The 12639-nt window shown below is 72.0% G+C and carries 10 protein-coding genes; 7 read left to right on the top strand and 3 right to left on the bottom strand.

Translation table 11 applies throughout. The features are described from left to right. Nucleotides 1-246 precede the first annotated feature (246 nt). From SNA_RS08120 to SNA_RS08105, 4 genes are read left to right on the top strand one after another with little or no spacing between them, the layout of a single operon-like run. A complete protein-coding gene (locus SNA_RS08120) occupies nt 247-1176 on the top strand; it encodes an ABC transporter ATP-binding protein (protein WP_037793058.1) in 930 nt (309 codons plus the stop codon). Beyond that, nucleotides 1176-1904, top strand: coding sequence for an ABC transporter permease (locus tag SNA_RS08115; RefSeq protein WP_044363970.1), 729 nt, complete (start codon nt 1176-1178; stop codon nt 1902-1904). The genes SNA_RS08120 and SNA_RS08115 overlap by 1 nt, the downstream gene beginning before the upstream one ends. Before the next feature lie 6 nt (nt 1905-1910). Continuing rightward, nucleotides 1911-3443 (top strand): histidine kinase, encoded by a 1533-nt coding sequence (locus SNA_RS08110; protein WP_063894072.1) that lies wholly within the window; start codon nt 1911-1913, stop codon nt 3441-3443. Then, nucleotides 3440-4045 carry a response regulator transcription factor gene (locus SNA_RS08105; RefSeq protein ID WP_030070565.1) on the top strand — a complete coding sequence of 202 codons (606 nt, stop codon included), beginning with the start codon at nt 3440-3442 and terminating at the stop codon, nt 4043-4045. Before SNA_RS08110 ends, SNA_RS08105 begins: the two co-directional genes overlap by 4 nt. 99 nt (nt 4046-4144) lie before the next feature. Here SNA_RS08105 and SNA_RS08100 read toward each other — a convergent pair whose 3' ends face one another. The 3 genes from SNA_RS08100 to SNA_RS08090 form a co-directional block, all read right to left on the bottom strand. Continuing rightward, a complete protein-coding gene (locus SNA_RS08100; RefSeq protein ID WP_030070566.1) occupies nt 4145-5590 on the bottom strand; it encodes an MFS transporter in 1446 nt (481 codons plus the stop codon). A gap of 173 nt (nt 5591-5763) precedes the next feature. Next, a complete protein-coding gene (locus SNA_RS08095; RefSeq protein WP_044363969.1) occupies nt 5764-6957 on the bottom strand; it encodes a lipid-transfer protein in 1194 nt (397 codons plus the stop codon). A 155-nt stretch (nt 6958-7112) separates the two neighbouring features. Then, nucleotides 7113-9302, bottom strand: coding sequence for an acyl-CoA dehydrogenase family protein (locus SNA_RS08090; RefSeq protein ID WP_044363967.1), 2190 nt, complete (start codon nt 9300-9302; stop codon nt 7113-7115). Nucleotides 9303-9816: 514 nt separating this feature from the next. On the opposite strand from SNA_RS08090, the gene SNA_RS08085 reads away from it, so the two are divergent. The 3 genes from SNA_RS08085 (at nt 9817) to SNA_RS08075 (ending at nt 12600) form a co-directional block, all read left to right on the top strand. Beyond that, a complete protein-coding gene (locus SNA_RS08085) occupies nt 9817-10476 on the top strand; it encodes a class I SAM-dependent methyltransferase (RefSeq protein WP_030070571.1) in 660 nt (219 codons plus the stop codon). Nucleotides 10477-10547: 71 nt separating this feature from the next. Then, a complete protein-coding gene (locus SNA_RS08080; protein WP_030070572.1) occupies nt 10548-11489 on the top strand; it encodes an N-acetylmuramoyl-L-alanine amidase in 942 nt (313 codons plus the stop codon). 211 nt (nt 11490-11700) lie between these two features. Further along, nucleotides 11701-12600, top strand: a complete 900-nt coding sequence (locus SNA_RS08075; protein WP_044363964.1) for a DUF5336 domain-containing protein — start codon at nt 11701-11703, stop codon at nt 12598-12600. The last annotated feature ends 39 nt before the right edge of the window (nt 12601-12639 follow it).

The raw sequence follows: 12639 nt of genomic DNA, 5'->3' as shown, positions 1-12639 counted from the left end.
CACGATCCCCCACATTCGACTCTGCCGCCCCGCCGCCACGCTCCGTAACGTCGTGGACAAGAAACGACGGGGAGGCCGGACATGGCGACGAGCAGGGCGACACACCTCACCAACGGCAGCCCGACGGGCCTGCCGCAGGGCCTGCCGCACAACGCGGCGCAGGGCACGACACAGGGCACGACACAGGGAAGGCCGCAGACGGCCGGGCCGGCCGGCGCGACGCGGTCCGCGGGCGGCGCCGCGGCCGTGGAATTCGCGGGGGTGACCCGGAGTTACGGCGCGGTGCGTGCCGTCCGCGGTCTGGACCTGAAGATCGCCGCGGGCGAGACGGTGGCGCTCCTCGGGCGCAACGGCGCGGGGAAGTCCACCACTCTCAACATGCTGCTGGGGCTGCTGCCGCCCAGCTCGGGGACGGTGCGGCTGTTCGGCGGGGAGCCGGAGGCCGCGGTGCGGGCGGGCCGGGTGGGCGCCATGCTTCAGGACGGTCGGCCCATTCCGCGGGTCACCGTCCGCGAACTGGTCGCCTTCGTCGCCGCCACGTACCCGCGCCCCATGGACGTCGACGAGGCCCTGGAGCTGGCGGGCCTGGGCGAGTTCGGCGGACGGCGGGTGGACCGGCTGTCCGGCGGACAGGCCCAGCGGGTCCGCTGTGCGGTGGCGCTGGCCGGGAACCCCGAGCTGCTGGTGCTGGACGAGCCCACCGTGGCGCTGGATGTCGAGGCACGCCGCGCCTTCTGGCGCTCGATGCGCGCCTATGCCCGCCGTGGCAACACCATCGTGTTCTCCACCCACTATCTGGAGGAGGCGGACGACCACGCCGACCGGATCCTGGTGATCGACGGCGGCCGGGTGGTCGCCGACGGCAGCGGCGAGGCGATCAAGCGAGGGACCGGCGGCTCGCTGGTCTCCTTCGACCTCGCAGGCGCGCCGACCGAGACGCTGCGAGCACTGCCCGGTGTGAGCGCCGTGGAGATACGGAGCGACCGCGCCCAGCTGCGTACGGCGGACTCCGATGCGACGGTCCTGGCACTCGCCGAGCTCGGTCTCATACGGGGCCTGGAGGTCGCCCCCGCCGACCTGGAGGACGCCTTCCTGGCCCTCACCGGAGCGCCGTCATCCCTGTCGGCCTCCCCCTCCTCCCCCTCCTCCCCGTCGTCCCCGAAGGAGACCGCGTAATGCTCGACTACATCCTTCTCGAAGTTCGTCGCACCCTGCGTGACAGAAGCTTTGTCGTCTTCGGCACCGGGATGCCGGTGCTGATGTATGTGCTGATGACCAATATCGGCATGGGCCCCGACGGCGCCCCGATGGAGTGGAAGATCGCCTCGATGGTCGGGATGGCGGCGTACGGCGCGCTGGGCCCGGCGATCGGCGTCGGCACCGGTGTCGCCGAGGACAAACAGCTGGGCTGGCTGCGGCAGTTGCGGATCACCCCGCTGAGCCCGATACGAGTGGTCGTGGCCCGCGGGCTGACCAGCACGGTGACGGTGCTGCCCGCCCTCGCCGCCGTACTGCTGGCGGGCGCGCTGGTCAACGGCGTCCGGATGCCCGGCTGGCAGTGGGTGGCGCTGGCGGCGGTGCTGTGGCTCGGCACCGCGCCCTTCACCCTGCTCGGCCTCGGCAACGGTTACCGGCTCTCCTCGCAGTCCACCGGCCTGGTCAACACCGGCTGCATGCTGCTGCTGTCGGTCATCGGCGGACTGTGGTTCCCGGCCGAACTGTTCCCCGGCTGGCTGCGCTCGCTGTCCTCCTGGACGCCCGGCAACCGCTTCGCGGAGCTCGGCCGGAGCGTCACCGAGGGCGGTGCGCCCGGTCTGGCGACGGTGGCGGTGTTGGCCGCCTGGCTGGCACTCTTCGGCGGTTACGCGGTGTACGCGTACCGTCGGGCCGCACGAACGGTGTGACCGACGATGACGCAAACCTGGGAAGCGACAGTGCACGACACAAAGCAGCAGGACGCCGGTTGCGACGTCGCCATGGACGGCGGCTCCTGCACCGTCAGGGGGCGGGGCAAGAAACCGGACAAGGGGCCCGGCAAGTACGCCTTTCTGCCCTGGCTGCTGATGGGCACGGGCGCGTTCTCGAACATCGTCCAGGGCAAGACGGACCACCCGTGGCTGGCAAGCCTGGGCCTGCTCGCCTTCAACTCCTTCTATGTCACCGTCGTCTGGTCCGCCTTCAGCCCACGGCTGCGCGACTCCCGCTATCCGGTAATCGCCCTGGGCGTGCTGACCGCCCTCACCTTCGCCATCGCGCTGGGCTTCGGCGGCGAATGGTTCGTGTTCTTCCCCCTTCTGTCGCTGGCCTCCGGCACGGTGCGTACCCTGCGCGGCAAGAAGCTGGCCCTGTGGCTGATCGCGCTCAGCGGGACAGCGGGTTATCTGTCGGGCTGGCACGACAAAGATCCCTGGGGCTCGTTCGGCATCGGCTACGGCACCTTCCTCTCCGGCATGGTCACCGCCACGGTCCTCAGCCTCTTCGACACCATCCAGGAGCTGAACGCCACACGCCAGGAACTGGCCCGCTCGGCCGTGGAGAAGGAGCGGCTGCGGTTCTCCCGCGATCTGCACGATCTGCTGGGGCACACCCTGTCCGTGGTGGTGGTCAAGGCCGAGGCGGTCCGGCGGCTGGCGCCGCGCAATCTGGACGCGGCCCTCGGCCAGGCCGCCGATATCGAGGCGGTCGGCCGCCAGGCTCTGACCGAAATCCGCGAGGCGGTCACCGGCTACCGCGAGGGCAGCCTGAGCACCGAGCTGGACCGGGCCCGCTCGGTGCTGGAGGCGGCCGGTATCGAGCCCGTCGTACGGCAGGCGGGACCGCCGCTGCCCACCCAGGCCGAAGCGCTGCTGGGCTGGGTGGTCCGCGAGGGCGTCACCAACGCCGTCCGGCACAGCCACGCCACCCGCTGCGAGATCGACGTCAACGCCGATACGGACCGGGTACGGCTGACGATCACGGACGACGGCCGCGGTCCCGTAAGCTCCGGTGCTGCCGCGGCGCATGGCCTGGCCTGGCTACGGGACAGGATTCCGGGAAGCGGCGGCGAGGCGGCCGGCGGCGACACGGGGGATGGCGGGGACGGGATGAACGGAGTCGGCGTGCCGAACGACCGGAACGGGGCCGGAGATACGGGCAGTGCGAGCGGTGCGAGCGGTTCAGGCGGTGCGAGCGGTTCAGGCGGTGCGAGCGGTTCAGCCGGTGCGAGCGGTTCAGGCGGTACGGACGGCCCGGTCGGCGCAGGCGCCGCGGCGTATCGCGAATCCGCGGATCGTGGCCGTCCCGGTCCCCTGGGCGGCACCGGGCTCAAGGGCCTGACCGAGCGGCTGGCCGCGGCCGGCGGCACGCTGCACAGCGGCCCGGACGGCCGGCGCGGATTCCGGGTCACGGCCGAACTTCCGGTCGGCACGGGCGATATGGCGGATGTGGAGGAGTTGACCCGGTGATCAAGGTCCTGCTGGCCGAGGACCAGGGCATGATGCGGAGCGCGCTGGCGTTGCTGCTCGACCTGGAGGAGGACATCGAGGTCGTGGCCCAGGTGGCAACGGGCGATCAGATCGTCCCCAGCGCTCTGGACGCCCGGCCCGACGTCGCCCTCCTGGACATCGAACTCCCCGGTTGCAGCGGCCTGGACGCCGCGGCCGATCTGCGCGACCGGCTGCCCTCCTGCAAGGTGCTGATCGTCACGACCTTCGGCCGCCCCGGCTATCTGCGCCGTGCGATGGAGGCCGGAGCGTGCGGCTTCCTGGTCAAGGACGGGCCCGTAGGGGATCTGGCGGCGGCCATCCGGCGCGTACTGGCCGGGGAGCGGGTCATCGACCCCGGCCTGGCCGCCGCCGCGCTGAGCGCCGGACCCAGCCCGCTCACCCCGCGCGAACGCGATGTGCTCACCGCGGCCGTGGACGGCGCCACGGTCGCCGATATCGCCGGCAAGCTCCATCTGTCCCAGGCCACCGTCCGCAACTACCTTTCGGCGGCCATCGGGAAGACCGGGACCCGCAATCGTATGGAGGCGGTACGGGCGGCACGGCGCAACGGGTGGCTGTAGGGCTGGGGACCACCGGGCGGACGCCGGTCCGGCAACCACCCGGCCGAAAGCCTCGCCCGGCCGCCCGTCTGCCCCTTGTCCGGCCGTCCGGCCGGCCGGTCAGCCGTGCCCGATGTCCGTCTGGCGGCGCGGCAGGGCGAGGATCATCAGCGCGATGCTGCCCAGCAGCACCACCGCCCCGACGTGGAAGGCCAGGCCGTAGCCGGCCGCCAGTGCCGCCCGGCCGTGGCCTTGGGCGATCCGGGCGGCGGCGATGGTGGACAGGACCGAGAGGCCGAGCGCGCCGCCCATCTGGCGGGAGGTGTTGATGAGGCCGGACACCAGGCCCTGGTCGGCGGGGTCGGCGCCGGAGGTGGCGATCGAGGCGACGGGGGTGGCGGTCAGTCCCGCGCCGAGCGCCATCAAGATGCCGGGGCCCAGGATGGTGCCGAGATAGGTGCCGTTGACGTCCATCGTGCCCTGCCAGGCCATGCCGCACGCGGAGAGCACCGCGCCCGCGATGGCCAGGGTCTTGGCGCCCACCCGGTTCATCAGCCGCGGTCCGATCTTGGAGCCCAGGACGATGGACAGCGAGTGCGGAATGAACGAGAGCCCCGCCTGGAACGGCGTATAGGCCAGCACATTTTGCGCATAGAGGGACAAGAAGTACCACATCGAGAACATCGCGGCACCGGCCAGCACCATCGCCGCGTTCGCGGACGAAACCGAGCGCAGCCGGAAGAGTCCCAGCGGCATCAGCGGGGCCTTGGCACGCGCCTCGACGGCGATGAAGACGGCGATCACGACGAGCCCGGCGGCCAGCGGCAGCAGCGCGGACGCCGAGGTCCATCCGTCCGTCTCGGTCTGCACGATGCCGTACGCCACCAGCGCCAGCCCGGCCGTCACCAGGAGCGCGCCGGGCACATCCAGGCGGCGCGCGGCGCCCTGCCGGCTCTCGATGAGCCACAGCGCCGCACCGGCCAGCACCAGCGCCCCCACCGGCACATTGATCAACAGCACCCAACGCCACGTCAGATACTGGGTGAGCACTCCCCCGACCAGACCGCCCACCGCACCGCCGCCCGCGCCGACCGCCGTCCAGGTGGCTATTGCCCTGGTGCGCGCCGGGCCCGCCGGGAAGGAGGTGGTCAGGATCGTGAGGGTGGCCGGGGAGAGCACCGCCGCGCCGACGCCCTGGATGGTGCGGGCCGCGATCAGCTGCCAGGGCTCCTGGGCCAGCCCGCCGGCCAGGCTCGCGACGGTGAACAGCGCCAGCCCGACGACGAAGATCCGCTTACGGCCGAAGAGGTCGGCGGCCCGGCCGCCGAGGAGCATGAAGCCCGCGAAGGTGATGACGTAGGCGTTGACGATCCATTGCAGGCCCAGTTCGCTCAGCCCGAGCCCGGTCCGCATGGCGGGCAGCGCCACGTTCACGACGGAAACGTCCAGCACGACGAGGAACTGCCCCGCGCACACCAGCAGCATCACCAGCCAGGGCGGCGCGGCCGTACGGCGCTCGGTTCCGGACAGGGTGGGGGAGGCGGCTATCGGGGGCATGCGGACCATGTTCGCATTCGTTTCATGCACCCTGCATCGGTATATCGACGCAACGCCCGGCTGCCCGGGTCCTAGGTCGCACGGGCCGGGCAGGCGGACAGGCGGATAGCCAGCCACCCCACGCCACTTCACCTCACGCCACTTCACTTAACGCCGCTTCACGCCGCTTCACCCCACTTCCCTCACCTCCGCAGCATCGTCACCACCGCCGCTCCGCCCAGGCCGATGTTGTGGGCGAGGGCCACGTGGGCGTCGGGGACCTGGCGGGGGCCGGCTGTGCCGCGGAGTTGCCAGACCAGTTCGGCGGTCTGGGCCAGGCCGGTGGCGCCGAGGGGGTGGCCCTTGGAGATCAGGCCGCCGGACGGATTGACCACCCAGCGGCCGCCGTGGGTCGTGGCGCCGTCGGCGACCAGCTTGCCCGCGTCGCCGTCGGGGCACATGCCCAGGGCCTCGTACGTCAGCAGCTCGTTGATCGAGAAGCAGTCGTGCAGCTCGATGACATCCACGTCCTCGATGCCCAGGCCGCTCGCCGCGTAGACCTGGCGGGCCGCGGCGCGGGACATCGGCTTACCGACGACATCGATGCAGGAGCCCGAGGCGAAGCTTTCGTCGGTGTCGGTCGTCATCGCCTGGGCGGCGATCTCCACCGCCCGGTCGGCCAGCCCGTGTTCGCGGACGAAGCGCTCGGAGGCGATGACGGCCGCGGCCGCGCCGTCGGAGGTCGGGGAGCACTGGAGCTTGGTCAGCGGCCGGTGAATGGTCTTGGCGGCGAGGACCTCCCCGACCGTGTAGACGTCCTGGAACTGGGCGTAGGGGTTGTGCGCCGAGTGCCGGTGGTTCTTGGCGCCGACGGCGGCGAGCTGTTCGATGGTGGTGCCGTACCGCTCCATGTGCTCACGGGCCGCGTTGCCGAAGATCTGGGCGGTGGGCGGGGTCATCTCGAAGCCGTGGGCGGCCGCCATCACTCCGTAGTGGCGGGCGACGGGAGACGTACTGAAGTCGCCGCCGTCCGCGCCGCCGCCCAGCGCGCCGCGCTTCATCTTCTCGAAGCCGAGCGCCAGCACACAGTCGTTGATGCCCGCCTCGACGAACTGGCGGGCCATCATCAAAGCGGTCGATCCGGTCGCGCAGTTGTTGTTGACGTTGTAGACGGGGATGCCGGTCAGACCCAGTTCGTACGCGGCGCGCTGGCCGGCCGTCGAGGGCTGGTAGCAGTAGCCGACGGGCACCTGCTCGACGGCCTCGTAGTCGATACCGGCGTCGGCGAGCGCCGCGCCGCCCGCCTCCTTGGCCATGTCCCAGTACTGCCAGTCGAGGGTCTCGGGTTTCTCGAACGCGGTCATCCCGACGCCGATGATGTACGCCTTGCCGGTCATGCGCATCCTCCAGAGTCACCAGGGAGTTGCCGGGAACAGGGAGTTGCCGAGGAGTTGCCGGGAACGGGAAGTACGCCAAGCGGTCGCCGGGAAGCCGCCCGGACGGTCGCTGGACGCCCGCCGGACAGCAGCCGGAAGACACCACCGGCCGGCCCTCAGATCAACGGCCGGGGCTCCGGATCGCGCGGCAGCCCCAGCAGCCGCTCCGCGACCACATTGAGCTGGACCTGGGTGGTGCCGCCCGCGATGGTCAGGCAGCGGGACATCAGGAAGCCGTGCAGGGCCCGTTCGCCCGCGCCCTCGCGTACCGCGCCGGCCGGTCCGAGGAGTTCCAGCGCGAGTTCGGCGACCTTCTGCTGATGCGGGGTCTGTACGAGCTTGCGGACGGCCGCGCCGGCGCCGGGCTCCAGCCCCGACACCTGCTGAAGCGTGGTACGCAGCCCGATGCACCCCAGCGCATGCGCCTCGGCGGCCAGCGCGCCCACCCGCGCCCGTACGGAACCGTCCAGATCCGCGGAGCGTTCCAGGAGGGCCTCCAGCCCCGTGTCGAAGGTCAACTGGTCGGCCATATGGACGCGTTCGTTGTCCAGGGTGGTACGGGCGACCTTCCAGCCGTTGTCGATCTCGCCGACCACCGCATCGGCGGGCAGCAGGACGTCGTCGAAGTAGACCTCGTTGAAGAGCGCGTCGCCGGTGATCTCCTTCAGTGGCCGGATGTCGATCCCCGGGGTCTTCATGTCGACGAGGAAGAAGGTCAGGCCCTTGTGTCTGGGCGCGTCCGGGTTCGTACGGGCGAGGAGGATGCCGTGGTCGGCCCATTGGGCGGCCGAGGTCCACACCTTCTGGCCGTTGATCCGCCAGCCGCCGCCGGGCCCGTCCACCCGCTCGGCGCGGGTGCGCAGCGAGGCCAGGTCCGAGCCCGCCTCCGGCTCGGAGAACAGCTGGCACCACAGCAGATCACCGCGCAGGGAGGGCGGCAGATAACGGTCCTGCTGCTCCTTGGTGCCGTGGGCGATGAGGGAGGGGATGACCCAGGTGGCGATGCCCAGGTCGCTGATCTCGACGCCGGCTTCCCGCAGTTCCTGCTGGACGGCCAGTTGCCGGACGGGACCGGCGCCGAGGCCGTAGGGCTCGGGGAGGTGCGGGGCGGCGTAGCCGGTGGGGGCCAGGGCGCGGCGGGCGGCGGCGGGGTCGAGGCCGCGGGCCGCGTCGATGACCGTACGGGCCTGTGTGCGGTGTGCCGCCGCCTCGGCCGGGAGGTCCAGGCGCAGTGCGCGGCGGGCGCCGCCGGTGGCGTGGCGGGCGGCGCGCAGGCGGTGGCTGTCGCCGCTGCCGAGGAGCTGGCGGGCGACGGTGGCCCGGCGCAGATGGAGATGGGCGTCGTGTTCCCAGGTGAAGCCGATGCCGCCGAGGATCTGGATGCAGTCCTTGGCGCAGGTGTGGGCGGCGTCCAGGGCGGTGGCGGTGGCCAGCGCGGCGACCAGGCCGCGGACGGCGGGCGGTTCGTCCAGGGCGCGGGCGGCGTCCCAGACCAGGGCGCGGGCCTGTTCGCAGCGCACCAGCATGTCGGCGCAGAGGTGTTTGACCGCCTGGAACTGGCCGATGGGGCGGCCGAACTGTTCGCGTACCGCGGCGTGTTCGGCGGCGGTCTCCAGCGCCCGGCCGGCCGTACCGCAGGACTCGGCGGCGAACAGGACGCCGGCCAGGTCGCGGACGAGCGCGCCGTCGACGGCCAGGAGGCGTGCGGCGGGCACCAGGACGCCGTCCGCGCTCACCTCGGCGACCGGCCGGGTGGGGTCGGCGCTCTCCTGGACCCGTACGGTCAGCGTCGCGGCGTCGGCCGCCAGCCAGACCGGGCCCGTGGGGGCCGTAGCGGCGAGCACGATCACGTCGGCGTCACCGCCGGCCAGGACCGGGGGCGCGGTTCCGTCCAGGATGTAGCCGTCCGCCTCCTGGACGGCGGTGAGCGAGCCCGTGCCGAGTGCGACGGCGGCGAGGAGTTCGCCGGTGGCCAGGGCCCGTACGAGGTCCCGGTGTCCGGCGCGGCGGAGCAGTTCGGCGGCGAGGGTGGTGGGCAGATACGGGCCCGGGAGCGCGGCGCGGCCCATCTCCTCCAGGACGACGGCGAGGTCGAGCAGTGCGCCGCCGCCTCCGCCGTCGGCCTCGGGCAGATGCGGTCCGAGCAGGCCCTGCGCGGCGAGCCGGTCCCAGTGGGCGGGCCTGCCGTGCCGTTGGGGTGGGGCGTCGAGCAGTGTGCGGATCTCCTCGGGCGGTACGGCCCGCGCGGCCCAACCACGCGTCGCCTCGGCCAGGTCACGGTGTTCTTGCGTGATTCCGATGCCCATGCGGGGCAGGGTAGAACACGTTTCAATCTGACGGAAGGTCAGGCACCCGGGGAGGGTGGGCCCCGGTGCGCGCCGCCGCCGTCTGCGGACCGGGCGTGCGCTCGGCGCCTTTCAGCAGCCGGAGCACCATTTGACGGGAAACGGTCCGGATCCGAAAAGGAAACGGTTTGATGAATTTCCGTCGCCGGTTGTCGCCGGTTGTCCCATGTGCCTCCACTGCCGCAGCCGGTGCGGAATTTCCGCATTCGGACTTGCGGGGAATCGGGCAATCAGGCAAGCGGGCAAGTCGACGACGAAGAAAAGCGAACCGCGAAGTGCATATCCAGAATCGGAAGATGTGATTCCGGAGATGTGAGGCTTGGAGCCGATACAGCGCCGGACGGGGCGGCCGAGCGGATATCGCGCCCCCGTCGCCCCCCCGCACGTCAGGCAGCCCGCCCCGCACGTCGCCCGCCGCGCCCCGTACGGCAGCATGAGCCGGACCCGGCCCCGACCGCACACCAGGAGGAAGCCCATGGCCGCTCCCACGGCTCCGACAGCTCCGCAGCCGGAGATTCTCGCCGCGTTCGAGGCGGCGAAGGGCTTCATGCCCGTGGACGAGGGGCTCGCCCTCCACGCCGCCGCGGTCGAGGCGGCGGCGCTCGGGCTGCCGCTGCTGGAGGTCGGCACCTACTGCGGCCGGTCCACGATCCTGCTGGCGGACGCCGCGCGGGCCGCGGGCGTGATGGCCGTCACCGTCGACCACCACCGGGGCAGCGAGGAGCAGCAGCCGGGCTGGGAGTATCACGACCCGACGGTCGTCGACCCGGAGGTCGGCCGGATGGACACGCTGCCCACCTTCCGCCGGACCCTGCACGCCGCCGGCCTGGAGGAGCAGGTGATCGCCCTGGTGGGCAGGTCCCCGCAGGCCGCGGCCGTCTGGGGTGCGCCGGTGGGGCTGGTGTTCATCGACGGCGGGCACACCGACGAGCACGCCACCGCCGACTACGAGGGCTGGGCGCCGCATCTCGCGCCCGGGGGCCTGCTGGTCATCCACGACGTCTTCGCGGACCCGGCGGACGGCGGCCAGGCGCCGTACCGCATCTACCGCCGGGCGCTGGAGTCCGGCGCCTTCACCGAGGTCGCGGTGCACGGTTCGCTGCACGTCCTGCGGCGCACCGGGTCCGGCATCTGACACCCGACCCGGGTCGCCCGTCCGAACAGGCCGGACGGGCGACCCGGGCGGCGCGGGCTACGATCGCGGACGTGTCGAACGGCAGTACCTTCCCCCCGCCCCGCCGCCCGCGCGGCGCCATCGTCCTCGTCGTCCTGGCCGCCGTCCTGGTGGCCGCCGGCGCGGGCTATCTGGTGCTCCGGTCGCTGAGAGGCGGCGGCGGAGCGCCACCGGGGGCCGCGCACCCCGCACCGAGCGCGTCCGCGGGCGACGGCAACCGTCCGGACAAGAAGGACGGCAAGGGGGACGGCTCCCAGGACAGCGGATCCGGTGCGCACTCCGGCAAGGGGAACCCGCACGGCAGCCTCAAGGGGAAGACCGTACTGATCGACCCCGGGCACAACACGCGCAACCACAATCATGTCCGGGAGATCGCCCGGCTGGTGAACATCGGCAACGAGCGCAAGGAGTGCGACACCACCGGCACCTCCACCGACGCCGGATACGCCGAGGCGTCGTTCACCCTGGACGTCGCGCGCCGGGCCCGTACGATCCTTCAGCACCAGGGCGCCAAGGTCGTCTTCACCCAGGACGGCGACCGCCCGTTCGGCCCGTGTGTGGACGAGCGCGCGGCCGCCGGTAACAAGGCGCATGCCGATGCCGCGATCTCCATCCACGCGGACGGTTCGGCGGTCGGGAACCGCGGCTTCCACGTCATCCTGCCCGCGCGCGTGACGGCCGGTGCGGCCGACACCTCCGCGATCGTCGCGCCCTCGCGCCAGTTGGGGGAGCGGGTGGCCGGGCGGTTCGTGGCGGTCACCGGAAGCGCGCCGTCCAATTACATCGGCGGCGGTACGGGTCTTGACGTACGCTCCGATCTCGGCGGCCTCAACCTCTCCACGGTGCCGAAGGTGTTCATCGAATGCGGCAATATGCGCGATCCGAAGGATGCGGCGCATTTGACCGATGCCGCATGGCGGCAAAACGCGGCGCGCGGGATCTCCGAGGGCATTACGGACTTCCTGACGAGCTGACCGGTCGTGGCGATGCCCGGCGCGGTACGCCATCCGTACGGCATCCGTTACGGCGGGCGATACGGCATTCCGTACGGGAACCGATACCAAGAAGACGGCCCGGCGGATTCGGCGACGGGTTCCCCTTTACGATGGGGCCCTGCCGTGCCTCGTACCGTGCGCGCCAGCGACAGCGTCGACCAGACCCACGAAAAAGACAAAGGACCCTTACGTGAACATCCGCTCCCTCACTCGAGGCGACGGCGTGGTGATCGGAGCAGCGGTGTTGCTGTTCATCGCCTCGTTCCTCAATTTCGTCAGTGGCCCGGACTGCTCCGGCCCGTATGCCAAGGTCTGCCAGGACGCGGTGGCCTCCTCCAGCTTCAACGCCTGGCACATGCTGGGTACCGTGATGAGCATCTACATGGCGGGGGTGATCGGCGCGGCGATCATCGTCATCAATCGTGCGCTGCCGCAGCAGCGCAAGGTCGGCGGTCTCGACCTCGGCCAGTTCGGTGTCGGCCTGACCATCTTCGCGGCGTGGACGGCGTTCTGGACCATCGTCGACATCACGAGCGCCGGTCCCGGCATCATCGTCGGCCTGATCGCCGCCCTGGTCCTGGCCGGCGCCGCGGTCGCCGGCCCGCTGGTGCCCGCGCTGAACGCCGCGCTGATCTCGGACAAGCCGGCCGGCGGCCCGTCGCCGTACGGTGTGAACCCCAACCCCGGCTACGGCTACCCCGGCGCCCAGCAGCAGCCCCAGGCCGGTGGCTACGGCTACCCGGGCGGCCAGCAGCCCGGTCAGCCGCAGGCCGGCCAGCCCTACGGCCAGCAGCAGCCGGCCGATGCGACGGCGGGCGGTGCGCAGGGCGCGGCGCCGCAGGCGGCCCAGGCCGCCCCGGCGGGTGCCACCCCGGCGGCCGGGACTCCGTCCGACTTCGCGCCGTTCTGGTTCGCGGTGCCCGTCGCCCGTCCGCTCTACGGTGAGGACGGTGCCGCGGCGCCGATCGCCGAACTCGCGCCCGGCACCTGGTACCTCGCGGTCGAGCAGCGCGGCCAGGCCCTGATCGCGCAGACCCAGGACGGCCGGCGCGGCGTCCTCCAGGACACCACCGGCATCCAGCGCGGCTGACGGCCTCGCACCGGCGCCGGACGCACGCCGGACGCACAG

Source organism: Streptomyces natalensis ATCC 27448 (genome assembly GCF_000935125.1).
Lineage (GTDB): Bacteria > Actinomycetota > Actinomycetes > Streptomycetales > Streptomycetaceae > Streptomyces > Streptomyces natalensis.
This window is presented reverse-complemented; position numbering and strand designations above follow the sequence as displayed.